The sequence below is a fragment of the Bradyrhizobium sp. 141 genome (assembly GCF_023074055.1).
GTDB lineage: Bacteria > Pseudomonadota > Alphaproteobacteria > Rhizobiales > Xanthobacteraceae > Bradyrhizobium.
Window position 1 is genome coordinate 25,752 of record NZ_JADPKR010000018.1, and the last position, 23,843, is coordinate 49,594.

The window sequence follows — 23,843 nt, forward strand, 5'->3', positions numbered from 1 at the left end:
ATGGACCGCACGATGAGCACACAAGCACCCATTGCACGCTTCACCCGGCTGCGGCACGCGGCCTTCGCCTCGCCCGACCCGGAGCGGCTGCTCGACTATTATCGCGGCGTGATCGGTCTTGGCCTCGTCGGCCGCGATGGAAACCGCATCTTCCTCGCCAGCGATTCCGAGCAGCTCTCGCTCGTGATCGAGCCCGGCGACGCCGCGCTGAAGAGCATCGCCTTCGAGATATCGCCTGATGTTGAGATCGAAGCGCTGGGCGCCGCACTGAAGCAGGCCGATCTGCGGCCCGAGTTTCGGAGCGATTCCCTGCCTGGCGTCTCCAGGCTGCTGTCCTTTGTCGATCCTGAGGGGACACGCTTCGAGCTGATCCAGGGCTGGACGCCGACGCCCGCGCAGGAGCGGATCGACGGGCTCGCCGTCAGCAAGCTTGGCCATGTCGCCCTTCGCACGCCCGATCCACGCGCGACCGCGGAGTTTTATGCGAACGTCATGGGCCTGCGGGTCTCCGACTGGATCGAGGATCGCTTCGTCTTCATGCGCAGCGGCTTCGAACATCACACGCTGAACTTTGCGCAGGCGCCCGTCCGCAGCCTGCATCACTTTGCTTTCGAACTGCGCGGCCCCGACCACATGCATCGGGCCTGCGATCATCTCGCGCGGCACAAGCTCCCGGTGCTCTGGGGCCCGGTGCGTCACGGCCCCGGCCACAACACCGCGATCTATCACCGCAATCCCGATGGCCATCTGGTCGAGCTGTTTTGCGATCTCGACCGGATGGCGGACGAGGAGCTCGGCTATTTCGAGCCGCGTCCCTGGCATCGCGATCGTCCGCAACGACCGAAGGTCTGGGTCGGGCTGCCGCGCGACGTCTGGGGCATGGCACCATCGCCTGAATGCACGGAGTTTGCGCGGTAGCGGATTCAATTCGATCTGAATAACGCCGCGCGTTGCGGCCAACGACATAACAATCAAAGGGAGGATGCATCCATGCAATGGATGAGGCGGCTTGCTGCGGCAATTTTCCTGACTGGCGGTCTTCTCGCAACCGGGCCGGCGTCGGCGGACAATTATCCGTCGCGCCCGATCCGCCTGCTGCATGGCTTTGCCGCCGGCGGCGCGGCCGATGCGCTGTCGCGCATCATCGCCGACGGGCTGTCGAAGAAGCTCGGGCAGCCGGTCATCGTCGAGGCCAAGCCGGGCGCCGGCGGCAACATCGCCGCGGACGCGGTCGCCAAGGCGGCACCTGACGGTTATACGCTCGGTCTCGTCACCGGCGCGCATGCGATTTCCGCGGCGACCTACAAGAGCCTCGCTTACCAGCCCGCCGACAGCTTCGAGATGATCTCGACGTTGGTCTATTACGCGCTCGTCATTGCGGTGCGTAACGACTATCCGGCAAAATCACTGGGCGATCTCATCACGATCGCGAAGGCAAAGCCCGGCTCGCTCAGTTTCGGATCGGTTGGTTTCGGCAGCACCCATCACCTCGCGGGAGAATTGCTCAACGCAACCGCCGGCGTCGAGATCGTGCACGTGCCGTATCGCGGCGATTCGCAATCCATCACCGCGCTGCTCGGTGGAGAAATTCCTGTCATCGTCGGCACGCCCGTTTTGCTGGCCCCACAAATCCAGAGCGGCGCGATCCGTGGCTTGGCGGTAACTTCGCCGACGCGCACCGCGTTGCTTCCCGATGTCCCGACGGTTCAGGAAGCCGGCCTCAAGGGATACGACGTGCGCACCTGGGCAGGCCTGTTGGCCCCCAAGGGAACGCCGCCCGCCATCATCGCCGCGCTCAACGCAGCGACGCTGGACGCACTCGGAAACCCTGAAATCAAGCAGCGTCTGGAGACGGCCGTCGGCGGCGAGGTCCGCGGCAGCTCGCCGGAGGAGATGAAGAGGCTGATCGAGACGGAGATCGCCAAATGGACCGGCGTGGTCGAGCGGGCGAAGATTCCGAAGATCTGAGCCGGGCAGGCGGCGGTGCCGGCCAGCACCTCGGTCACGAATGCTTGATCCGGATCAACAAGCGTCGCTGGCACTTGTTACTAAGGACGCGCTCCCTCCGAAAGATAAGTCGATAGAGATGCGGTTCGCCCGTACCATCCTGGCATTCGCCATGTCGCTGGATGCTGCCCGTTGGTGCGTCCGCATCCAGCCTTGCAATGTCGTCGGATGACATGCAGGTGACCATGCAAATGGGCAGCGATGCCGAGATGGCGATGGACGATTGCTCCTCGACATGAAGGGGACGCCCTCCCAGACCGGCGGCTACAAATGCGGGATGGACTTCTGCTGCGTCGGCGGGACCATTGCGCTTGATGACATCTGGCCCGTCGCCTTCGGGCATTTCGCCGTAGCGGCGAGCAAGATCGCGATTCCTGAGGATCAGGTCGTGTCCTTCCGCGGCGGCAGTCCTCCCTTCCGACCTCCTCGAATCTGAATCTCGCTGAACCCTGAGATTGTGATCCCCGCGATCTTTGGCCTCGTGAAGGGGCGGGGACTGCCTGATGGCGAGCAACCGGCGCTCGCCGACGAAGCTGCCGTCGAAATGGTGAACGGAATGCACGCCCCGCAAACGGCCGAATAGGATCGGCGAGACGTCGTCCGGCTCCGCGAGCTTTATCTCAGCCGGACCGTGCCTCCTGCATCCGCAGCAGGCGCTGCTCGACCGTTCGCGCGATCGCTGCCGGCGCCTGCTCGGGGATGGCAAAGCAGGAGCTCGCGTTGATCTCGCACAGCACGTAGGTGTCGGCGCCGGCCGCGTTGCGCGGCCCGTAGAGGAAGTCCGCGTCCCAGATCACGGGGAGCGAGGCGGCGTCGATGCCGAGCGTCTCCATCATCTGCGGTGTCCATTCGTCCTCCATGGATCTTCGCAACGCCTGGAACGTCGGGGCATCGGGCCCGTGCATGATCCGCGGGCTCGGCTGCGCCTCGGGCGCATCAGGGCCTTCTGGTGGCGGTGGCACCAACGCCTTGATCAATTGGTGCCCGAAGCCCGCGACCTCAGAGCCGCTCATGTAGCAGCGGATCATTCCCTTGGGCAGGCGAGACTGAAACGCCTGGTCGACGATACAGCCGCCCCAGCCGAAATACGGCTCGCATCGAGAGATGAATGCATCGAGCGGCAGGTCCTCCGGTTGGCTGCCGCGTTGTGCATGGAGCACGCGAACCATGGCGTTCGTGTTGGGCAGATCCTCCACCTTCCAGACCCCTTGGCCGCCATTGCCGCGATTTTGCTTGAGCACGCGGGGGCCGCTGGCCCGAAGGCGTGAGGGAAACTCCGCGCGGAACGCCGTCGCCGTGTCATAGCGATGCGTGTCGGTGCCCCAGCCGAGATGACAGGTCCGGTAGAGCACCTCCTTGACGCCCATCTTCAGGATGACGTCTGGATGTGCACTGACCCATGGTCCTCGCGCCGCCACCTCGCGCAGCAGGGGATCGAGCTCGACACGCGTCTTGTCCTGGTGGATCGGATCGACCCAGACGAGCACGCAGTCGGCCGCGAGCAATTGGTCGCGGACCGCATCAGTGAAGCTCTCGTCGTAGATCACGGGATGCGCTTCGATGCCGACAGCGGCGAGTGCTTCGAAGACGCGGACGAAGCGGCTGTTTTGAGGCGTTGCGGCCGCGCGCGCGGCGGCATCTCCGCGCGAAAGGATGGCGACAATATTGCGGGAAGAGGAGTGGGTGTCCATGCGCAAGCTCCACGACTAGCGTGCTGCGCAGAGCTTGGACCTAGGTCTCACGGGGAGTCTGCTTCGTCCCCACGCAGACAATGTAGGTGAGATCGTCCGGTCGTTTCAAGGGGCGATTGGTTCCGTTCGACCAGTGAACTCTTCGTGACGCGCGCCGGCGATTTGAGGGTAACCGCGGATTGACAGCTCCGCCCTGGCGGTTTCTATTTGCGGTGACGGGGCGTGCGATCTCCCCGCGAGGCGACATGCCGAAGCATCGCGTCCTGACTTTCATCAAGGACGCCGTATGTCGTTTTCGGTCACCAAGCCATTCCACAAATCGTCTCAACTGACCAGAACGCGGCCGCGCCGACGCGGCATAGGCGTCCGCGGAGTGGCGGCACCTGGTCGCGCTTTGCCGGAGACGACGTCACAAAGCCGGCTTCACCTGGGGCAGGGATGACCACCAGGAGAACGATCATGCGGACACCAGCGATCTTTCACACGGCTCTGCTTCTGGCGATCGCTGCCGGGCTGTCGAGCGCACATGCTCTAACACAGGAGGAGTTCGTCGCCAGGCTGAAGGCCGCCGGCTATTCGCAGGTCAGTGACATCAAGTCGACCGCGGAGGGCACCACCGCAAAGGCCGTGAAGAACGGCAAAGAGGTGCGGCTTGTCATGGATAGTAGCGGCCAAATCAAAGAGCAGAAGTGAGCCGGGGGCGCGGAAACCTGAAATCCAAGCTCAAGGAGCAGATCAATGCGAAAGACAATCTCGGCGCTGATCGCCATCAGTACCTGCTTCATCGCGAGCGCTCATGCGCAGGAACTCAACTGGAAGAAAGTGGACGAGACGCTGGGCCGAAAGCCAGTTGTTGCGGATGACGTACACCGCTACGGCTTTCCCCGCACCGATCTCTCCGTGACGTTGGACGGGGTGACGATCAAGCCGTCGCTGGCGCTCGGCGGCTGGATCGCGTTCAAGCCTGCGCATGGCGGCGCCATGGTCATGGGAGATCTCGTGCTCCTCGATACTGAGATCAATCCCGTCATGGCCAAGATGATCGCGAGCGGTCTCGAGATCACCGCCGTGCACAATCATTTGCTACGTGCCAGTCCGGCCACGTTTTATATGCACGTCGCCGGACACGGCGACCCCGTCAAGCTGGCCTCGGCGATCCATGATGCGCTTACCGAAAGCAAAACCCCGCTGACGGTCGCAGCGCCAGCGAACCCCGCGCCCGCGATCGACCTCGATACGGCCAGGCTCGATCAGATCATCGGCGTCAAAGGACAGGCCAACGGCGGCGTCTACCAGTTCAATGTCAAGCGGTCGGATCCGATCATCGAAGACGGCATGCCGCTGACGCCGGTCGGCGCGATGGGCGTTGCGATCGCCATCAACTTCCAGCCGACTGGGGGAGGCGAGGCCGCCATCACGGGCGATTTCGTGCTGACCAGCAACGAGGTGAATCCGGTCATCGTGGCGCTGCGGACGCACGGCATCGAGGTCACGGCGCTGCACAGCCACATGCTGGACGAACAACCGCGGCTCTTCTTCATGCACTTCTGGGCCAATGAAGATGCGATCAAGCTCGCCAACGGCCTGCGTGCCGCGCTCGACAAGACAGCCAGCACGAAGAACTGAGCTGGCCGGACCTAGCCGCAAAATACCAGCCGAACTTCTCCTTGAAACGGTCCAAGAATGAAGCGTTCCTTTCGAAACGCCATCGCATGCACCCTCGTCACGGCCGCGTTGACGACACGCTGTGCATTTCCAAACCCGGGAAGTTCGATACTTGAATGTCGATGTTGGGACAGCCGATGACCTGCACCGCCGCAAGCCTTGCGTTCCGAACTTCTGCGGGACCGAGGCTTGCCTTGGCGTTCATGCTGGCTCTGTTGCTGGGAGGGAATGCCGTGGCTGAAACCCTGAATTTTGACAACGCGCCTGCCGGAATGCCGCCGGAAGGTTGGACTTTGACGAAGACCGGAAAGGGAGAGCCGAAATGGACCGTTGAGGCCGACGCCACGGCCCCAAGCAAGCCGAACGTTCTCAAGCAATCCGGACGGGCGACGTTTCCGGTGGCCCTCAAGAGCGGCACCGCCATCCGTGACGGCTTCGTGGAGGTCAAATTCAAGGCGATTACCGGCTCTGAGGATCGCGCCGCGGGAGTGATCTGGCGCGCGAGGGATGCCGACAATTATTACGTCGTGCGGGCCAACGCGCTGGAGGATAATGTCGTGCTCTACAAGATGGTGAGCGGCGTTCGAACCTCGCTGGAGATCGTCGGTCGCAAGGGCGGCTACGGTGTCGGCACGCCAGTGCCATCCGGGCAATGGCATGCCCTGCGCTGCGATTTCGCGGGACGTCGGTTCAAGGTGACCTATGACGGAAGGCCGTTATTCGAGGTGGAGGACGCGACCATGACGGACCCCGGCATGATTGGCCTGTGGACCAAGGCGGACAGCGTCACGTTGTTCGACGATCTGGCATATGGTGAGGTCAAATAGGCGTTTGCCCACCTTTGCCGGAGATTGTCATGAATGTTCGATGCTTGTCGGTCGCGACCGCCCTGCTGATCGCGTCCATCAGTCCAATGCGGGCGGAAGAAGCCATCGTCGCCTACAAATCACTTAGCCCGGAACTGGCGCTCGATCTTGCGCGCGCCGCGTTGGACAGCTGCCGTAGCCGTGGATATCAGGTCGCCGTCGCTGTCGTCGATCGCTTCGGCGTCACGCAAGTGATGTTGCGTGATCGCTTTGCAGGCCCCCACTCGCCATCGACGGCATCCGGCAAAGCGTGGACCGCCGTGTCGTTCAAAACCAGTACGACCGATCTGAATGCGATCAGCCAGCCCGGCATGATGCAGGCGGGCATTCGCAATCTTCCTGGAGCAGTCATCATCGGAGGAGGATTGATCGTCGAAACAGGCGGCTCTCTGGTCGGAGCGGTCGGGGTATCCGGCGCACCGGGCGGCGACGCGGACGAAGCGTGCGCGAAAGCCGGGATCGAGGCCGTACGCGACAAGCTGGACTTCTGAGAGCGAACGCCATCGCGGCTGGACTGCCTTTGAACGTTGGCGCGGGCCTTGGCAGGCCGCCCGACCCGCGGAGATGAGGAGACGTGCCGCCCTCGCTGGGCGAGGCGCGGCGCCTGCTCTACGGAAATGAACAATCAACCAGTGGTGCGCCAGTCGGCGAAGTGAGATTTTCGAACTTCCGCAACGATTGTTCTCGATAAACCAACGTCCGCGAGCAACCGGTCGTCCAATTCGAGAAGCTCGTTGTATTGGCGGCGTCGCGTTATTCCGTTCAAGAGAGCGAGCGGCAATCTCCAGAACCATCTGAGCGTGGGAGAAGGGGCGAAAGCTGCGCGGGATGTATCGGTTGAGGCAGTGGTGCTGTCGCAAGACATGTTTCACCTCCGAAATGGAGCGAAACAACGCTTGGCTCGAAAGCTAGTCGGGCGGTTGTATGTGGCCCGAAACCGACCGCTAACATGCTCCTCCTTGGCGCACAAGCGATCCCTGGCAGTGCGTGACTTGAGACCGGATCCGCTCTCCGTGTGATGCCCTGCGGCCCAAAACAAGATCAAGCCGCACGTTCGGTGAAGTCCTCCCCGCCATCGCTGCGCTGAAAATCGCACCGGCGTGTGAACCGGCTCATACAATCGACCACAGGCAGTTGCTTCCTACTGTCGCGTGACAGCTGCTGCGATCGGTCCCGCAGCCGAGTCTGACGCAGGCTACTCGATGACCTTGTCGGCCATGATCAAGACGTTTTCCGGAATTGAAAGGCCGAGCGCCTTTGCGGTTCGCAGATTGATCGTGAACACGAATTGGGTTGGCTGTTCGACAGGTATCTCGGCAGGATTTCCACCTTTCAATATGCGATCGACATAGTGCGCGGCCTTGACGAACAACGGCAGGATGTCAGGACCGTAACTCATGAGCCCGCCCAATTCGGTGTAGCTGTTAACCTGAAAAACTGAAGGCAGGTGGTGCTCCAGCGCGATGGAAGGAAGCGAAGGTCTGATCGGATCGGCAAGCACATACACCGCGTCGCAGCCGGCGGCTCTCATGTCCTGATAGGCCTTCTTCACGTCCTCCGGGTTCGGTGCGATATAGCGATCCGCCGAAATCCCGATCTTCGCCGCCGCGTCGCGGGCGACCTCGAACAGCGCGGCGTGTGTCGGGTTGTTGGACGTCAGCACTCCGAGTTTCCTGACGTTCGGGAAGACGAGCCGAACGATGTCGAGCGTCTTGGCGGTGAGGTCGCCGAACATGTTGGCGACACCCGTGATGTTGCCGCCGGGTTTGGCGAAACTCCTCACGAAGCCGGAGCCGATCGGATCGGTCGATGGCGACATGACGATCGGGATGGTCGATGTGGCCTTCTGGGCAACTGCGATCGCCGGAGTGGCCTCGGCGATGATGACGTCGGGCTTCAACTGGAGAAGCTGCTGCATCAATTCCGGCAGCTCCGAATAACGGCCATTCGCCTCGCGAACATCGAAAACGAGGTTCTTGCCTTCTTCGTAGCCGAGGGAGCGGAGTGTATCCCTTATGACGGGAGCCGTAACCGAGCCTCTTCCGGACGCCAGGTAGGCCACGCGCCAGATCCGGGATCGTTGCGCAACAGCCTTCTGCGTTGCCAAACCCAAGCAGCCGATAAGCACCACGCGACGAGAGATTGTGCGATGCATGACGTTTGCTCACGAACCTGCAAGAACGTGATGCTAACATGCCGCTGGAATCCCGCCAGCGGCTTTTAGAGCCTCAACGAAGTCCGCTTCCGGTTAAGCCAAGGGCCCGCAGCCGCCTTCCCGCCAGTCTATCGCGCTTCGACCACCTCGCCATCTTCCTTGACGAACCGGCCGACCGGATGATCCAGCAGGTCGATGACCGCTTCCGAGGGACGGCACAACCGCGTGCCCTTTGGCGTCACGACGATCGGACGGTTGATGAGGATGGGATGGGCGAGCATCTGATCGATCAGCTCGTCATCGGTCCATTTGGGATCGTCCAGGCCGAGCTCCTTATACGGTGTTCCCTTCTCACGCAGCAGCGCGCGGACCGGAATGCCCATTCTCGCGATCAGCTCCTTGACTTTCTCCCGGGACGGCGGCGTTTTCAGATATTCGATCACGACGGGTTCGACGCCGCTCTGCCGGATCATCGCGAGCGTGTTGCGCGAGGTGCCGCAGGCGGGGTTGTGATAGATGGTGACGCTCATCGAGGTGTCTCCGCAATTGGAACAGGGCCGCGTGCTTGCGAGGCGCCGAGCAGCCAGTTCATCAGCAGCATGCCGATGAACGCGCCGCAGAGCTCTGCAAGGATGAACCCGGGCAGGTCAACGGGGCGAATGCCGGCGAAGGTGTTGGTCAGCGACCTTGCGATCGCGACCGCCGGGTTGGCAAACGACGTGGAAGCCGTGAACCAATAGGCCGCCGTGATGTAAAGGCCGACCAGCCAGGGCACCGCCGTCCGTTGAAAGCGGATGCCGGCCAGGATCGTCGCGACCAATCCGAACGCAGCGACGGCTTCCGCGAACCATTGCGGCCCTCCGGTTCGGACCTTGGTCGAGAAGTCGAGCAGCGGCAGTCCGAACATCAGATGCGCCGCCAGTGTTCCGGCGATGCCGCCGGCGATCTGCGCGATCACGTAGAGCGCGGCCTCGTTCACCGGCAATTCGCGCTTGCCGGTGAAGACGAGGGTGACGGCCGGATTGAAGTGCGCGCCGGAGATCGGACCGAGCACCGTGATCAGGACAACCAGAATGGCGCCGGTCGGCAAGGTGTTGCAGAGCAGTGCAAGCGCCACATCCTTGGTCAGGGTTTCCGCCATGATGCCGGACCCGACCACGGTGGCAACCAGAATGCCCGTGCCGAGCGCTTCGGCGGCGAGGCGACGCGAGAGGTCGAACCTGTCCATCAGCCGGCCTTCGGCGTTGAATGTGTCGCGCCCTCAGCGCGGCCGATCTCACGCAGCCTGGTGCCGAGCGAGAGGCTGTCGATGCTTCGTAGCGGCAGGCTTACGAATGCATCGATCCGGTTCTTCAGATAGCGGAATGCGGTGATGAACGCGGCCTGCTTGTCGAGCTCCGTGCCTTCGGCGGCGGCAGGATCCCCGATGCCCCAGTGCGCCGTCATGGGCTGACCCGGCCAGATCGGGCACGCTTCACCCGCGGCGTTGTCGCAGACGGTGAAGACGAAATCCATCACCGGCGCATCGGGCGCGGCGAACTCCAGCCAGCTCTTCGAGCGCATTCCGTCGGTCGGGTACTCCATGGTCTGGAGCGTGCGCAGCGCCAGCGGATGCACTGCGCCTTTCGGCGTGCTGCCGGCGGAGAATGCCTGAAAGCGGCCGGCGCCGTCCTTGCGAAGAATCGACTCGGCCAGGATCGACCGGGCCGAATTGCCGGTACACAGGAACAGCACGTTGTAGATATGGTCAGCCACGGCTTCGCTCCTTTCGCTTCGGCGAGCAGCACGATTGCAGGGTTTGAACGACAGGCTCGCAAACTTCGGGGCGTCCGCCGCAGCAATCGCGCAGTAGGAAAACCGCGATGTCGCGAAATTCGGCGAGGTTGGCGCGGTAGATGATCGAGCGGCTGTGCCGCTCGGAGGACACGAGGCGCGCGCGGCTCAGGACCGCCAGGTGGGCCGAAAGCGTGTTCTGGGGGACTTCCAGCAGGCGGGCGAGATCGCCTGCCGCAAGGCCGTCGGGCTCGTGCCGGACCAGCGTCCGGAAGGCTTCCAGACGGGTCGATTGGGACAGCGCTGCGAGCGCCAGGACGGCTTCTTCGGTTTCCATATATCCAGACTTATGGAATTATTCACCTGGCGTCAATCCGAGATCCGTGATTTCTTATTTCGAATATTCTAGAAATATAGTTGACGGTGGGCACGATGTAGAGCATCGTCCCCACCATGAAGATCGATGACGCAGCAGCACGGCTGGAAGCCCTGGGTAACCGGACCCGGCTCCAGATCTATCGGGCCCTCGTCCGGGCCGGGCACGCAGGCATGCCCGTCGGCCGCTTGCAGGACAAACTGAAGATCCCGGCCTCGACGCTGTCCCACCACATCAAGAGCCTGGTGTCGGTCGGGCTCGTCAGTCAGGTGCGCGAGTCCACCAGCCTGGTCTGTCATGCGAACTATGACACGATGCGAGGCCTGCTCGATTTCATGGCGGCAGAGTGTTGTGCCGACGAGGCCGAATGCAAGGGCACGCAAACGGCGGCCTGATTTTTTTGTCGATTTATTCCATGATTCTAGAAAAATGGGAGAAGCCGAAATGAACGAGAAGACGGTTGCGATCATCGGGGCAGGGCCGGTCGGTCTCGCGGCGGCCGCGCACGTGCTCGAACGCGGCATGTCTCCCATCGTGCTCGAGGCCGGAGATGAGGCCGCTCACGCGGTCCGTCAGTGGCAGCACGTGCAGCTGTTCTCGCCGTGGGAATACAATGTCGACAAGGCGACGGCGCGCCTGCTCGCGCCGACGGGATGGAATTCGCCGGACCCGCAATCCTATCCGACCGGCGGCGAGCTGATCGAGCGCTACCTCGAGCCGCTCGCGACGCGAACGCCGCTGCGCGAGGCGATCCGGACCTCGAGCCGTGTTACGGCGATCAGCCGCGCCGGCTTCGACAAGGCGAAGACCAAGGGCAGGGAGCAGGCGCCGTTCGAGATCCGCTATCAGAACGGCAAAGGCCCCGAGGTACTGCGCGCCGATGCCGTCATCGACGTGTCAGGCACGTGGTTCTCGCCCAATCCTGCCGGCAGCAACGGTCTGCCCGCGATCGGCGAACGCGAGCGCGCGGACCGCATCGCCCATGGGATGCCGGACGTGCGGGGCGCAGGTCGCGCCAGACATGCCGGCAAGATCGTCGCCGTGCTCGGTGCCGGCCATTCCGCCGTGGGCACGCTGATCGATCTCGTGCAACTCGCTGAGGAGGCGCCCGGTACCAAGCCGGTCTGGCTTCTGCGCGGCACCGAACCCGCAAAGGCCTTTGGCGGCGGCAGCAACGACCAGCTTGCCGCACGCGGCGAGCTTGGCTCGACCTTCGCCGCGCTCGTCGCGGCCGGCAAGATCGGGGTCGAGACAGGTTTCGGCGTCACGCACGTGTCGGACTCCGAAGGTCGCCTCAGGATTTCGGCCGGCGCCTGCTGCGGCGCGCGTAGCGTGATTGCAGATGAGTTGATCGTCGCGACCGGTTTTCGTCCCGATCTGTCGTTCCTGTCCGAGCTGCGGCTTCGGCTCGACCCGGCCATCGAGGCGCCGGTCGCGCTGGCGCCGCTGATCGATCCCAACGAACATAGTTGCGGCACCGTTCGCCCCCACGGCGCGCGCGAGCTCGCGCATGACGAGCCGGGCTTCTACATCGCCGGCATGAAATCCTACGGCCGGGCGCCGACCTTCCTGATGGTGACCGGCTACGAGCAGGTCCGCTCGATCGCCGCCGACATTGCCGGCGACAAGGCGGCCGCGGCGCGGGTCGAGCTGGTGTTGCCGGAGACCGGCGTCTGCACGCGCGGTGGCGTGGAGAAAGGCGCCGCTTCCGGCTGTTGCGGCGGTCCGGCAAAGGAAGATGTCTCGGCGTGTTGCGCCGCCGACGAGACGGCGAAGAAGGCAGGCGCTTCCGGCTGCGGCTGCTCATGAGGCAAATTGTCGGCGGTCGGGCGACAGGTCCGCTTGGCCTGATCATCGCACTCGGCACCACCCAGACCATTGCGTGGGCATCGAGCTATTATCTTCCCGCCATCCTTGCTGCGCCGATCGCGCGAGACCTTGGACTCGCGCCGACTTACGTGTTCGGAGCGCTGTCGGGCGCGCTGGTCATCTCCGGCCTTCTCGGTCCCCGTGTCGGTCATGCCATCGATACGTTCGGCGGACGCGGTCTGCTTGCGATCTCGAACCTTGTCTTCGCAGCTGGCTTGCTTCTGCTGTCCTTTGCGCAGGGGGCGGCGGTGCTGATCGCCGCCTGGATGCTGCTCGGGATCGGCATGGGCATGGGCCTTTACGAAGCGGCCTTTGCGACACTCGCCCGCATCTATGGCACCGGCGCCCGAAAATCCATCACGGGCATCACCCTGATCGCCGGCTTCGCCAGCACGTTGGGTTGGCCGCTCACGACCTGGCTGGATTCCGTGTACGGTTGGCGCGTGGCCTGTCAGGTTTGGGCGCTGATACACATCCTCCTGGCGCTGCCGCTCAACCTCTTGCTGCCGCGCGCCGTGTCGCAGGATCAGGCGCCAGCGGGATCAGCGCCGGGGCATGGCTCCGGACGCCAGAGCGAGACGTTCGCGATGGTGCTGCTGGCCTACATGTTCGCAGCCGCAAGCTTCGTCAGCTCGGGCATCTCGGCAATCCTGCCGACCATGCTGGTCGCGTTCGGCGCGAGCCCGGGAGAGGCCTTGCTCGCGGGGGCGTTGGTCGGACCTGCCCAGGTCGGAGCCCGTCTCCTCGAAGCCGGATGGCTCGGCCGGTTTCATCCGCTGCTGTCGGCGAGGCTCGCCATGCTCATGAATCCGATCGGTGTCGTTGCGCTGGTCGCGGGGGGACCTTTCCTCGCGCCGGCCTTCACGGTGCTGTATGGCGCAGGTAACGGCATCATCACCATTGCCCGCGGCACGCTTCCATTGGCACTGTTCGGGCCAACAGGATTCGGCAGGCGTGTCGGCATGATCTCGCTTCCGTCCAGGATGACGGGTGCCCTCGCGCCGCTCGCACTCGGTCTGATGGTGGAGCAGATCGGCAGCAGCGCGCTATGGATCAGCGCGCTGGCCTCGATCTCCGCGTTTTTTGCGCTGCTGCTGTTGCGTGCGGATCGGACGACATCGGAGCCGCTCCCGAGTGGAGGCAATGCGTAAGCTGAGCGGACCTGGGCGGTGATCGTTCTGCCGACAGATATTGCCGCTACGGCTGCGGAGGAAAACGGTCGAACGTCGGCAGCTCGTGCGCACGCTCCATCCAGCGCAGGCGCTCGGCGACCTGGATGTGCATCGTCGCCGGGATCGCATCGGGATCGTCATTGGTGGCGCTCTGCACGTCGATGATCCCAGGCATGCTGGCGTTGGCGTAGAACAGGCCGGTTCCGCAGTCGCCGCAGAAGCGCCGCTGCACGTGTTCCGAAGACCGGTACACCTTGGGCTCGCCCTTGGTGACCTTGACGGCATCCTCCGCGTACATCGTCCAGCCGACGACCGGCGCGCCGGCGTGCAGCCGGCAATCCCTGCAGTGGCACAGCGCGTGCACGATCAGTTCGCCTTCGATCTGATAACGGATTGCGCCGCAATGACAGCCGCCGGTGATGGTGCTCATGCGTTCCTCCCGTTTGAGAGCAGGTTTTGCAGATCGATAGCTCCCGAGGCTTGCTGCATCAATGGCGCAATCGGTTTGCGATTGCGTCCTACTGTCGCCTGACAGCTGCTGCCATCGCGGGCGCGCCATGGCTCAGGCCGAGCAGCCGGCCGCAAGCTCGCGCGTGATCCACTCGGTAAAGGCGCGGATGGCCCGACGCTGCTGGCCGGCGCGGGGAAAGACCAGATGATGGCCGACATAGCGAATGTCGGTGGACCGTCCGGCCAGCGGCGCCACCAGCAGCTTGGTCGCGATCTCGCGTTCGGCGAGCCGCGTCGATTCCAGCGTCACGCCAAGTCCGCTCGAGGCCATCGCGATTGCCAGGAAGCTGCGATCAAAGCGCATGCCGTGGATGGCCGGCGCTTCGAGGCCGTTGGCCGTGAACCATTGATGCCACTGCACCTGCTTGACGTCCGAGCGGATCAACACCTGATCGAGCAGGTCTTTCGGCTTGCGAATTTTCTTCGCGAGCTCGGGCGTGCAGAGCGGCGTCACGGTTTCTTCGCCCAGCGAAATGATCTCGACCCCTTCGGCTCTCGGCTGACCGTAGACGATGTCGATGTCGAAATCGTCGTTGCTGAACCGGGCGTATTCGGTGTTGGCGGCGAGCCGGACCTCGAGCTTGGGCTCCGCGGCCATGAAGCGGGCGAGGCGCGGGGCGAGCCACTGCGCGGCGAAGCTTGGGGCGCAGTGCACGCGCAGCAATTGCGGGCCACGGCCGGCGACCTCCTCGATGCCGCGGCGCAGATTGTCGAACGCGGCGCCGGCATGACGCATCAGGTTCTCGCCCGCCGGCGTCAGCCGGACCGCCCGGGCGCTGCGCTCGAACAGGACGGTGCTCATCGCGCTTTCGAGCTTGCGAATGGCGTGGCTGACCGCGCTCGGCGTGAGATGAAGCTCGTTCGCCGCATCCCGGAACGAGCCGGTGCGTGCGGCCGCCTCGAAGGCGCGGATGGAGGATATCGGGATACTCGACAGCAGCATCCGACAAGTGAACCAAATTCACCCATGCAAGACAACAGTGCGTTTGTCCGGAGCAGCGCTGCGGCATAATCAAACGGGTCAAGAACGGCGGCACCGTCGGGTGCCCAGCAATGCCATTGAGGGAGGATCATCATGCTGCTGCGCGGCAAGACAGCTATCATCACCGGAGCTGCGTCTCCTCGCGGCATCGGCCTTGCCACCGCCCGCCGCTTTGCGGCCGAGGGAGCCCGCGTCGCTATTCTCGACATCGACGGCCCGGCGGCGGAAGCTGCCGCGCGCGGCCTCGAACCGGCCGTGGGCGAGCCGCATCTTGGCCTTGCCTGCAACGTCGCGAACAAGCAGGCCTGCATCAGCGCGGTCGACGCGGTCATCGCCAAATTCGGCCAGATCGACATCCTCATCAACAACGCCGGCGTGACCCAGCCCGTCAAGCTTCTCGACATCAAGCCGGAAGATTGGGACCGCATCCAGGACGTCAATCTCAAGGGCATCCTGTTCCTGTCGCAATCCGTGATCCCGCACATGCAGAAGCGCAGGAGCGGATCGATTGCGTGCATGTCCTCGGTCTCCGCCCAGCGCGGCGGCGGTATCTTCGGCGGACCGCATTATTCGGCGGCGAAAGCCGGCGTGCTCGGGCTTGCCAAGGCGATGGCGCGCGAGTTCGGGCCCGACGGCATCCGCGTCAACTGCGTGACGCCGGGCCTGATCGGCACCGACATTACCGCCGGCAAGCTGACCGACGAGATGCGGACAAAGATCCTCGAGGGCATTCCGCTTGGCCGGCTCGGCGAGGCCGCCGATGTCGCCGGCATCTACACCTTTCTCGCCTCCGACCTCTCGGCCTACGTCACCGGCGCCGTCATCGACGTCAACGGCGGCATGCTGATCCACTGAGCGGAGCAGGAGAGAGACGATGATGGCAACACCAACGCTCGCAAACGCGCCGACGCTCGCCCAGCGCGCCCGCAACATCCGCCGCAACGCGCTGCTGATGGGCGAGGTTCAGGGCCAGGGCTATATCGCCCAGGCGCTCGACATCGCCGACGTGCTGGCGGTGGCCTATTTTCACGCCATGCGGTTTCGCGCCGAAGATCCCGCCTGGGAAGGCCGCGACCGCTTCCTGCTGTCGAACGGACATTATGCGATCGCGCTCTATGCAGCCTTGATCGAGGCCGGGATCATTCCCGAGACGGAGCTGGAAAGCTACGGCTTCGACGACAGCCGCCTGCCGATGTCCGGCATGGCCTCCTATACGCCCGGCATGGAAATGTCCGGCGGCTCGCTCGGCCTTGGTCTCGCCATCGCCGTCGGCATGGCGCTCGGGCTGAAGCGCAAGCGGTCGGCCTCGCGCATCTTCACGCTGTTCTCCGACGGCGAGCTGGATGAGGGCTCCAAATGGGAGGCCATCATGTCGGCGGCCCACCACCAGCTCGACAATCTGATCGCGATCGTCGACGTCAACAATCAGCAGGCCGATGGTCCCTCCAAGCAGATGCTCGGCTTCGAGCCGCTGGTGGACAAGCTCGCGGCGTTCGGCTGGTTCGTGCAACGGGTCGACGGTAATGATCTCGGCGCGGTGGTCGGCGCCTTCGACGCCGCGATGGCGCATTCCGAGCCAAAGCCCCGCATGATCGTCGCTGATACGTTGATGGGCAAGGGCGTTCCGTTCCTGGAGCAACGCGAGAAGAACCATTTCATTCGCGTCGAGCCGCACGAATGGCAGCTGGCGCTGTCGGCACTGGACGCGGGAGAGCAGCCATGAAGTCCGCTGGACCAACTCCTTCGGCAAAGCCGCGGCCGACGACGTCGGCCATGATCGCCTCGATCGCGGCGGAAGGGCAGCGCACCAGGCCGGCGCCGTTCGGGAACGCGCTGGTCGAACTCGCCCGCAGCCGCGAAGACGTTCTGGGCATGACCGCCGATCTCGGCAAATACACCGATCTGCACATCTTCGCGCAGGCCTTTCCCGATCGCTACTATCAGATGGGCATGGCCGAGCAGCTTCTGTTCGGCGCCGCCTCGGGTCTCGCCGCCGAAGGTTTCATGCCGTTCGCGACGACCTATGCGGTGTTCGCCTCACGCCGCGCCTATGACTTCATCCATCAGACCATCGCGGAAGAAGACCGCAACGTGAAGATCGCCTGCGCGCTGCCGGGCCTCACCTCGGGCTATGGACCGAGCCATCAGGCCGCCGAAGACCTCGCGCTGTTCCGGGCGATGCCCAACATGACTGTGATCGATCCTTGCGACGCGCACGAGATGGAGCAGATCGTGCCTGCCATCGCCGCGCATCGCGGGCCTGTCTACATGCGCCTGTTGCGCGGCCAAGTGCCGCTGGTGCTCGACGAGTACAATTACCGTTTCGAGCTCGGCAAGGCCGCGCTGCTGCGCGATGGCGCCGACGTTCTGATCGTCTCCTCGGGCATCATGACCATGCGCGCGCTGGAGGCGGCCAAGGCGCTGTCGGACGATCGCGTCAATGCGGCCGTCCTGCATGTGCCCACGATCAAGCCGCTCGATGCCGAGGCGATCCTGCGCGAAGCCGGCAAGCCCGGCCGCCTCGTCGTCGTCGCCGAGAACCACACCGTGATCGGCGGCCTCGGCGAAGCCGTCGCCGCGCTGCTGATGCGCGCGGGCATCCATCCGGCATTCCGGCAGATCGGGCTTCCCGATGAATTCCTGGCCGCCGGCGCGCTGCCGACGTTGCACGACCGTTACGGCATCTCGACCGCGGAAGTGACGCGGCAGATCAAGGAGTGGCTGCGCTAGAGCCGTCGTCTTTCGTGGCTTGCGCGGCGTGTCGGAGGTTCCAAGCCCTCGATGCCGCCGCGTGGCCTGGAGTCTGCAACGTCAATTCTCCACACCCACGACACGCAGTATCGAACGGCACGTTCGACCTACTAGTTATCGATAATTTGCCGACGCTGTCGGCCTTCGCCTTGATGGCGGCATGGGCACCAAATCACGAGAGGTCATCTGGGGCGGCCGGATCATGGGCGCGGAGATTTCCGCCAGGCACGCCCGCGAAGAGGCCAGGTCTAACTCTGTGAGCCAACACTGGATGGCTCTGTACAGACTTCGTTTTGGACCAAATTCAGAAGTCTTCGTGTGCGAGTCCGGTGCTTGTTCTCGGAGGAACCACTGCGCAACGCTTTCGTTGTGCTGGTCTTCTGGACAGCAAAGGAACAGGAGCATGGACCGAGAACATGTGAAGGGCGCTGCCGACAAGGCAAAGGGCGCTATCAAAGAAGGTGCCGGCAAGCTCAGCGGCGACAAGGACATGGAAGCCGAAGGCAAGATCGATAAGGCCAAGGGATCCGCCCACAACGTCGCAGGAGATGTGAAGGACGCAGCGCGGGACGCCGCGGACGCCCTCAAGAAATAAGCAGAAGAGAGAAGACTAAGAATAGCCGCCTCCGGGCGGCCTTTTCTTACTGGAGAGTCCGGCTGAGTGGTCGATGCCGGCTCGGGGTTAAAAGCCGCGCGGATATGCGCGGGAACCGACGTCCAATCTGCTGCGCACAACCGAGCAAATCCGCCACTGCAACTAGCGGTCCAGAAACAGGCCGCGTTACCATTGCGGCGGCGAGGATCAGCCTATGACTCAGCTGATTTATCCAAGCCCCGATCAGTCCGCGGCTCTAACCCAAAAGGCGATTCCGCCGGAACATAAAACCAGTCGGAACGAACTTTCTGGAGACCTCAAGCGTGCGACTTTCGCAGCGTTCCAGCGCAATCTTCTGGGAGAGCATGACGTCTCCGATTGGCAGCTCGCCCTGCGGCAGGAAACACAGCCCGATCGTCGGAGCTCCTCTTTCGTCGACCTCGCAGACGTTCGACGCTGTGCCCGCGTAGATCCTGTACTGCTTGCCGGTGTCCCCGCCGATCACCTCGAAATAGCCTCTTGTCAAGAACTGCGCCGATTGCACCGGCGATAGCCACTCCCTCAAGAGCCGCAGCGAGCGACCCTCCGGCGTTCTCTCGGCGCCGAGCCGGATGAAGATAGCCCGGACGGCTCTCTTGCGCGAGCGTTCACCCCGGCGAGATGGGCTGAAGCACAACATGGCGCGGGCCGATCACCCGCCGACCAATCTTGGGAAGACGGTGGTTTCCTCAGCGGTCGGATCGAAACACTGGATCTGCGAGACCTGGCCTAGGCCCGTCCGGACTGCCGACGCAGAACCGCCATCGGTCAGCGCGTAGAACCGCCGCTCCGCTTTCGCCAGCTCTCGTGTTTCGTCAGGATTGAAAGGGTGACGGCTCTCGCCGGTACGGTCCATCACGATCTGGATTGCCATGATCTTCCTCCTAGGAATGCTGACGCCAGGGACCTGACTAAGTATCCGACTGATGCCGTAGTGGTTCAAGAGAAGAAGTTGCGGTCGCGAACCTCGGCCACCCATAAGGACCGGGCCGCCGAGCCGATCTTGGCCGAACGAGAAAGACGTAGAACCATTGCCGCGCGTTGCCGAGTCAGGCGAACCTCCCTGACCTGATAATAGGAAATGATCTTGGCGCCCCACCTGTTGGCCTTCGAGTAAACAGATGAACCATGCCGATTGCCTGCGGGACGTGGGTCACACCGCGCCGAGGCCCTCGGTGTGTCGGTGCGGCAAACCGCACCGACACGTCGCTGCACCTATCCGGAAGCCGTGCTCTCGCCTGTCGGTGCTCAGCGACCCGCCTCTTGTCGCCAGATGCGGTGCCTGCTCGGAGCGACCAGGGCTGAGTTGTTACACTCGATGTCCGCGACGGTGATGATCGAGCTGCGGCATGTTCTCCTGACGCAGGAACACGCTCGTAGCGGCCGAGTTAAGCCGACAAACCTACCTGTGAAGGAGACAAAGTCATGGCCCGCGCAACAGCCCATCCGGATCATCACTGCATCTCAAGCGAGGACATTCAGGGAACCGAAGTTTATGGAGCAGACGGAACAAATATCGGCGAGATTGATCACCTCATCGTCGACAAGGTGTCAGGCCGCGTGGCTTATGCGGTCATGAGCTTCGGTGGATTTGTTGGCTTGGGTCACAGCCACTACCCCATTCCCTGGAGCGCTCTGAAATATGATACGTCGCTTGACGGTTTTCGAACCAACATCACTGAGCAACAGCTGAGAGACGCGCCTGAGTTCAGCGATGACTCTTGGCAAGATCGAGACTGGGAAACGCAGACTCACCGGTATTATGGGACGCCCACCTATTGGGAAGGGCGAGGTGGCCTATAACGCCAGGCGGCGCACTAAAAACCTCCGTGATGAGTGCCAGCTGAACTGATCGGCCGGCCCCACTGGGTGCTGTCGGATCTGATCCTGCCGACTGACGCTAGTAATTCTTGCCGCAAAGTTTGGTGCTGATCTGCAAAGGGGGCCAATTGAGGCGGCCCACCTTGCGGCGGGGTCTCTCAATGAGAGTTAGCTGCCGAGATCGTCCAAGAAGTTCAGGCCGCTTGCTGGTGGACAGCCGCCTTCGGGCGGCCTTTTTCTATTGTTATCCGCACAAACGACCTCGGTTTGGGGTCCGAGGTCGCCAACCTTGGGGAAGGTTTGCTCCCGACGGGGGGCTTTTGACTTGGGGACGGTCGAGAGCTTGGATTCGACTCTGAATGGGGAAAGTCGTTCCGCTTGCCGACTAAATAAAACGGTCCCGGCGTTTGTTCGCCGGGGCCGCTGCATTTCTGGATGCCAGAGAGGTTGCAGCTCCTCGGGTCACTCCGAGGGGCGCGCTGGTTCGCGCTGGCGGCCCCGCTGTTATCCCTCGGAAGCGCTTGCGCAGGAACGTTTGGCCCGGCTCGGCGTCGAATGGCGATAAAACTCGCGGTTCGCACATGGACAGAGCGGTTGCTTATGCGATTTCGACGATCATCGTCCTCTTCGGCGTCTGGATCATTGCTGCCGGCCTAGCGTCCAGCTCACCTGTCTTATGGATCGTCGTTGGGCTCGTCCCCATAGTCATCGGGCTTTTAAGCGCTTTAGGTCCCACGTGATGGGGTTTGTCCCCCTTACTAAAGCGGAACGGCACTAATGCCCGTCGTGTCGGAGAGGCAGCCGTGGACCTGACCGAAATCGAACGCGCGTATCTGCAGCAGTTAATTTCCGAACCGTGGATCAGCACCCGGCTGTTCGATCAGGAGCTCGTCGCACACCAATAATGGTGCCACTCACGAACCACCTGCGCTCCTTCCTCGAAAGACGTAGGGACGACTCGTCCGTGGTTCGGCTCAGGGCCAATAGGCGATATCATTCGATCACCTCGTCGGCGGTGGCGAGGAGGACGGCCGACACATCGAGGCCGGGCGACTTGACTGCCTTGTTTCTGGGGCGGCCGGAAGGCCGCTCGGATGGCAGACGAGCGTGAAAGGCTCAAGCGATGAGGATGCCGAATTGGTGGGTTGTCACGATTTCGATTCTGCTCTGATCGCCGGAGGTCACCTCGTCACCAGGAACCGACTGAGCGCTTTTGGCTTACCTCTCGGGGGCGATCACGAGGAGGCGACCATGAGGACACCTCAGCTCTCCGCATTAGTGTTCGCTATGCTTACCTTCAATGCCGTCGCCGCGGAACCTCAGAAGCTGTGGGAGACGAGTGGCTTCAAGCAGCCCGAGTCCGTCGTCTTTGACCGAGCCGGGGGGCTATTTATGTGTCGAACGTCAACGGCGGTCCGATGAAAAAGGATGGCAACGGCTTCATTTCAAAGCTCGGGCCGGACGGAAAAGTCGTGACAATCGAGTGGGTCAAAGGCCTTGATAGTCCGACCGGGCTCGCGCTGGCCAACGGCAAGCTGTACGCCGCAGACGTCGATCGAATTGCGGAAATCGACACCGCCAAGGGCGAAATCATCCAGAGATACGAGGCACCCGGATCCAAGTTCTTGAACGACCTCACCGCTGACAAGACGGGACGGGTCTACGCATCCGACATGGTGACAAACAGCATTTGGGTGCTCGACGGCGGCAAGCTGGCTCTCCTGATCCAGGATGACACGCTCGACAACCCGAACGGGCTCCTCGCGGAGGACGGGAGGCTTGTGGTCGCGTCGTGGGGCAAGATGGCCCCGGATCTCTCAACCAAGGTGCCCGGCCACATGAAGGTAGTCGATCTCGCGACGAAGAAAGTATCTGCTCTTGGTGACTCGACACCGGCGGGCAATTTCGATGGTGTCGTGCCCGATGGCAAGGGCGGCTATCTTGTCACCGACTGGGTAAGCGGCGGCCTGTTCCAAGTTGCGAACAATGGCAAGCCGACGCGCCTCCTTCCGCTTGCGAAGGGGAGCGCCGATCTCGGCGTGGGGTCGGACGGCATCATCATGATCCCGATGATGATGGACGGCACTGTTCTGGCTTACAAAGTCGATACGCAATGAAGATCGGCGTGCCATGGTTTCGCACCAGAGCTTCAGCTCGCAATTCGCGCAGGAGTCAAAGCGGTCAAGTTCTGACGGGGATTGTGCTGCAGGTGTCACCTTGTCGAAGGTGAGGTGGTTCGCTGCATAATTGGTTAGGGTCAAACGCCGCCCTCAGCAACTCCGCGACGCTATTCCGCTCAGCTCTCGGAAGCCCGACCGTGCGAAGCCAAGAGCGGAAGTCAGCCACAGGGCCAAAAGCCGACCAGACCGGCCCCCGAATAACAGAAGCCGCCAACTGAGACGGCCTTACTTCAGTTCTTGCTTTAACGTTCGAAGGTCGTCGAGAATTATCGGCTTCTAGCTGCTGAAATGCGTTGCAGTGGGCTCGTGGGGGAAATCCCTGGCAAGTTTCCGGCAGCGTTCTAACCGTTCCTGTAATATGCGCTTGTCACGTTCTCGGTGCATTTTCGGTCAGAGCTAATGCGGGGATACAAGCGCGGCCACACTGAACGCCACCACGCACGCGGCGGCAAGGGACCAGAGCGTTATGGCGACCTCTTTAGGCATGGAGTCTCCACGTCACGCGCCGTTGCGCGGTTCCAACCGACGTTATTCCATGAAGTAAACGCTCGTGATTGCCACGGCGATCAGGAATGCGCCGCCAGCCATGGCAATCGCAAAACAGACGCGGGCCGGGATCGAATAGGTATCGAAGTGGGGTTCTCTGATCATGCTACGGGCTCCCTCCTTATCGGAGTGCGACCGGCAGTTCTGATGAGTGGAACCAGTGAATTCCCTTTATGGGACGACGTCCATCAGTTTCGGTTCCGCAATGCAGCGGGTCGGGTATTGGAACCCTCATGTTCGCTGTGTGTTCTGCGGGATTAAGTCGCTTGTTTGCCTCAAGCCTCCAAGGAAAAGGTTGGCAACCAGAACCTTTCCTGGAATCCACAGCGACGTGTTGAAGTCAGCTGTGAGCACGACAACGTCCGCTATGGCCAAAAGCGGAAGCTGCGTTCCTGCATGCGGGTCGAGCGGGCTGATCCAGGCCAACCATCAAATCCTCCGCACGCAATCGATCACGCTGCCGTGCTGGCCGCACTTGGATTGTCCGAACAGACGCATCGCGCATCCAGTTGGCCACCGACCAGTTCCAGTGCTGGTCTTTGCTGGATTGGTGCCTCGCTTGCTGGGGGAACGATAGCGATCCTTCGATCATGGCAATCTGTGTCCGACATGAAAAAACCCGCGACGGATTGCTCCGCGCGGGTGTTACGAATTTTTCGATGCTGCCATTCTGCCAGTGTTGTGCCCGACGTGTCAAAGCTGAACAGTGAGGCGGGCAGGGAGACTTCAGTCCGGCAAGCGCCTGTTATCACGCCAACCAAAATAGCCAATGGTTCAATACCCCCACTACTGTGCATGGGGTTGTTTTTCATATTCTTGTTTTGACGTGCCGAACCCGCCCCGCA

At 62.7% G+C, this 23,843-nt stretch carries 28 protein-coding genes; 15 read left to right on the forward strand and 13 right to left on the reverse strand.

The features are described from left to right. The first annotated feature begins 12 nt into the window (after window positions 1-12). Together IVA81_RS06155 and IVA81_RS06160 are read left to right on the forward strand one after the other, a co-directional pair. Window positions 13-918: a VOC family protein gene (locus tag IVA81_RS06155; protein WP_247313777.1), complete on the forward strand. Its 906-nt coding sequence runs from the start codon at window positions 13-15 to the stop codon at window positions 916-918. A 72-nt stretch (window positions 919-990) separates the two neighbouring features. After that, the gene (locus IVA81_RS06160; protein WP_247313779.1) at window positions 991-1,968 is read left to right on the forward strand and encodes a tripartite tricarboxylate transporter substrate binding protein; all 978 of its coding nucleotides are present in this window, start codon (window positions 991-993) and stop codon (window positions 1,966-1,968) included. A gap of 34 nt (window positions 1,969-2,002) precedes the next feature. Here IVA81_RS06160 and IVA81_RS40605 read toward each other — a convergent pair whose 3' ends face one another. Together IVA81_RS40605 and IVA81_RS06170 are read right to left on the reverse strand one after the other, a co-directional pair. Further along, the gene (locus tag IVA81_RS40605; RefSeq protein WP_346659366.1) at window positions 2,003-2,569 is read right to left on the reverse strand and encodes a hypothetical protein; all 567 of its coding nucleotides are present in this window, start codon (window positions 2,567-2,569) and stop codon (window positions 2,003-2,005) included. Window positions 2,570-2,627: 58 nt separating this feature from the next. Then, the gene (locus tag IVA81_RS06170) at window positions 2,628-3,698 is read right to left on the reverse strand and encodes a Cj0069 family protein (protein ID WP_247313783.1); all 1,071 of its coding nucleotides are present in this window, start codon (window positions 3,696-3,698) and stop codon (window positions 2,628-2,630) included. A gap of 459 nt (window positions 3,699-4,157) precedes the next feature. On the opposite strand from IVA81_RS06170, the gene IVA81_RS06175 reads away from it, so the two are divergent. From IVA81_RS06175 to IVA81_RS06190, 4 genes are all read left to right on the forward strand, one after another. Further along, window positions 4,158-4,391, forward strand: a complete 234-nt coding sequence (locus IVA81_RS06175) for a hypothetical protein (RefSeq protein WP_247313788.1) — start codon at window positions 4,158-4,160, stop codon at window positions 4,389-4,391. Between the two features lie 45 nt (window positions 4,392-4,436). Then, a complete protein-coding gene (locus tag IVA81_RS06180) occupies window positions 4,437-5,324 on the forward strand; it encodes a DUF1259 domain-containing protein (protein ID WP_247313791.1) in 888 nt (295 codons plus the stop codon). Window positions 5,325-5,566: 242 nt separating this feature from the next. Continuing rightward, window positions 5,567-6,190, forward strand: a complete 624-nt coding sequence (locus IVA81_RS06185; protein ID WP_247313928.1) for a hypothetical protein — start codon at window positions 5,567-5,569, stop codon at window positions 6,188-6,190. A 29-nt stretch (window positions 6,191-6,219) separates the two neighbouring features. Further along, the gene (locus IVA81_RS06190) at window positions 6,220-6,720 is read left to right on the forward strand and encodes a heme-binding protein (protein ID WP_247313794.1); all 501 of its coding nucleotides are present in this window, start codon (window positions 6,220-6,222) and stop codon (window positions 6,718-6,720) included. Between the two features lie 704 nt (window positions 6,721-7,424). Here IVA81_RS06190 and IVA81_RS06195 read toward each other — a convergent pair. The 5 genes from IVA81_RS06195 to IVA81_RS06215 all read right to left on the reverse strand — a co-directional run bounded on the left by IVA81_RS06195 (window position 7,425) and on the right by IVA81_RS06215 (window position 10,494). Further along, window positions 7,425-8,291, reverse strand: a complete 867-nt coding sequence (locus IVA81_RS06195; protein WP_247313796.1) for an ABC transporter substrate-binding protein — start codon at window positions 8,289-8,291, stop codon at window positions 7,425-7,427. A gap of 221 nt (window positions 8,292-8,512) precedes the next feature. Beyond that, the gene (gene arsC, locus IVA81_RS06200; protein WP_247313798.1) at window positions 8,513-8,914 is read right to left on the reverse strand and encodes an arsenate reductase (glutaredoxin); all 402 of its coding nucleotides are present in this window, start codon (window positions 8,912-8,914) and stop codon (window positions 8,513-8,515) included. Then, on the reverse strand, window positions 8,911-9,612 hold the full coding sequence (locus IVA81_RS06205; RefSeq protein WP_247313801.1) for an MIP/aquaporin family protein: 702 nt from the start codon (window positions 9,610-9,612) through the stop codon (window positions 8,911-8,913). The genes arsC and IVA81_RS06205 overlap by 4 nt, the downstream gene beginning before the upstream one ends. Then, window positions 9,612-10,139 (reverse strand): arsenate reductase ArsC, encoded by a 528-nt coding sequence (locus IVA81_RS06210; RefSeq protein ID WP_247313804.1) that lies wholly within the window; start codon window positions 10,137-10,139, stop codon window positions 9,612-9,614. The genes IVA81_RS06205 and IVA81_RS06210 overlap by 1 nt, the downstream gene beginning before the upstream one ends. After that, window positions 10,132-10,494, reverse strand: coding sequence for a metalloregulator ArsR/SmtB family transcription factor (locus tag IVA81_RS06215; protein ID WP_247313807.1), 363 nt, complete (start codon window positions 10,492-10,494; stop codon window positions 10,132-10,134). The genes IVA81_RS06210 and IVA81_RS06215 overlap by 8 nt, the downstream gene beginning before the upstream one ends. A gap of 116 nt (window positions 10,495-10,610) precedes the next feature. Here IVA81_RS06215 and IVA81_RS06220 point away from each other — a divergent pair, with 116 nt between their 5' ends. Genes IVA81_RS06220 through IVA81_RS06230 form a run of 3 tightly spaced genes read left to right on the forward strand, consistent with a single transcriptional unit; the run spans window position 10,611 to window position 13,553 of the window. Next, a complete protein-coding gene (locus IVA81_RS06220; protein ID WP_212081320.1) occupies window positions 10,611-10,928 on the forward strand; it encodes a metalloregulator ArsR/SmtB family transcription factor in 318 nt (105 codons plus the stop codon). Between the two features lie 49 nt (window positions 10,929-10,977). Further along, window positions 10,978-12,342, forward strand: a complete 1,365-nt coding sequence (locus IVA81_RS06225) for an NAD(P)-binding domain-containing protein (protein WP_247313810.1) — start codon at window positions 10,978-10,980, stop codon at window positions 12,340-12,342. After that, window positions 12,339-13,553 carry an MFS transporter gene (locus tag IVA81_RS06230; protein WP_247313813.1) on the forward strand — a complete coding sequence of 405 codons (1,215 nt, stop codon included), beginning with the start codon at window positions 12,339-12,341 and terminating at the stop codon, window positions 13,551-13,553. Before IVA81_RS06225 ends, IVA81_RS06230 begins: the two co-directional genes overlap by 4 nt. Before the next feature lie 46 nt (window positions 13,554-13,599). Here IVA81_RS06230 and IVA81_RS06235 read toward each other — a convergent pair whose 3' ends face one another. Together IVA81_RS06235 and IVA81_RS06240 are read right to left on the reverse strand one after the other, a co-directional pair. Beyond that, on the reverse strand, window positions 13,600-14,004 hold the full coding sequence (locus IVA81_RS06235; protein WP_247313816.1) for a GFA family protein: 405 nt from the start codon (window positions 14,002-14,004) through the stop codon (window positions 13,600-13,602). Window positions 14,005-14,136: 132 nt separating this feature from the next. Then, on the reverse strand, window positions 14,137-15,024 hold the full coding sequence (locus IVA81_RS06240; protein WP_247313930.1) for a LysR substrate-binding domain-containing protein: 888 nt from the start codon (window positions 15,022-15,024) through the stop codon (window positions 14,137-14,139). 135 nt (window positions 15,025-15,159) lie between these two features. On the opposite strand from IVA81_RS06240, the gene IVA81_RS06245 reads away from it, so the two are divergent. The 4 genes from IVA81_RS06245 (at window position 15,160) to IVA81_RS06260 (ending at window position 18,412) form a co-directional block, all read left to right on the forward strand. Further along, entirely contained in the window at window positions 15,160-15,921 is a 762-nt protein-coding gene (locus IVA81_RS06245; RefSeq protein ID WP_247313820.1) for a glucose 1-dehydrogenase, read from the forward strand. Between the two features lie 22 nt (window positions 15,922-15,943). After that, the gene (locus IVA81_RS06250; protein WP_247313932.1) at window positions 15,944-16,789 is read left to right on the forward strand and encodes a transketolase; all 846 of its coding nucleotides are present in this window, start codon (window positions 15,944-15,946) and stop codon (window positions 16,787-16,789) included. Further along, complete coding sequence (locus tag IVA81_RS06255) at window positions 16,786-17,796, forward strand: transketolase family protein (RefSeq protein WP_247313824.1); 1,011 nt, start codon at window positions 16,786-16,788, stop codon at window positions 17,794-17,796. Before IVA81_RS06250 ends, IVA81_RS06255 begins: the two co-directional genes overlap by 4 nt. Before the next feature lie 424 nt (window positions 17,797-18,220). Further along, window positions 18,221-18,412 (forward strand): CsbD family protein, encoded by a 192-nt coding sequence (locus tag IVA81_RS06260; RefSeq protein WP_247313827.1) that lies wholly within the window; start codon window positions 18,221-18,223, stop codon window positions 18,410-18,412. 256 nt (window positions 18,413-18,668) lie between these two features. Here the strand turns inward: IVA81_RS06260 and IVA81_RS06265 are convergent, their stop codons facing one another. Next, a complete protein-coding gene (locus IVA81_RS06265) occupies window positions 18,669-18,956 on the reverse strand; it encodes a hypothetical protein (RefSeq protein ID WP_346659367.1) in 288 nt (95 codons plus the stop codon). A 147-nt stretch (window positions 18,957-19,103) separates the two neighbouring features. After that, window positions 19,104-19,325: a hypothetical protein gene (locus IVA81_RS06270; protein ID WP_247313832.1), complete on the reverse strand. Its 222-nt coding sequence runs from the start codon at window positions 19,323-19,325 to the stop codon at window positions 19,104-19,106. 551 nt (window positions 19,326-19,876) lie between these two features. Here IVA81_RS06270 and IVA81_RS06275 point away from each other — a divergent pair. Beyond that, window positions 19,877-20,254 carry a PRC-barrel domain-containing protein gene (locus IVA81_RS06275; protein ID WP_247313835.1) on the forward strand — a complete coding sequence of 126 codons (378 nt, stop codon included), beginning with the start codon at window positions 19,877-19,879 and terminating at the stop codon, window positions 20,252-20,254. 1,412 nt (window positions 20,255-21,666) lie between these two features. Then, the gene (locus IVA81_RS06280; RefSeq protein WP_247313841.1) at window positions 21,667-22,389 is read left to right on the forward strand and encodes an SMP-30/gluconolactonase/LRE family protein; all 723 of its coding nucleotides are present in this window, start codon (window positions 21,667-21,669) and stop codon (window positions 22,387-22,389) included. A gap of 591 nt (window positions 22,390-22,980) precedes the next feature. Here the strand turns inward: IVA81_RS06280 and IVA81_RS40455 are convergent. Together IVA81_RS40455 and IVA81_RS06285 are read right to left on the reverse strand one after the other, a co-directional pair. Beyond that, window positions 22,981-23,103: a hypothetical protein gene (locus IVA81_RS40455; protein WP_256469313.1), complete on the reverse strand. Its 123-nt coding sequence runs from the start codon at window positions 23,101-23,103 to the stop codon at window positions 22,981-22,983. A gap of 347 nt (window positions 23,104-23,450) precedes the next feature. Next, a complete protein-coding gene (locus IVA81_RS06285; RefSeq protein ID WP_247313844.1) occupies window positions 23,451-23,810 on the reverse strand; it encodes a hypothetical protein in 360 nt (119 codons plus the stop codon). Window positions 23,811-23,843 lie beyond the last annotated feature (33 nt).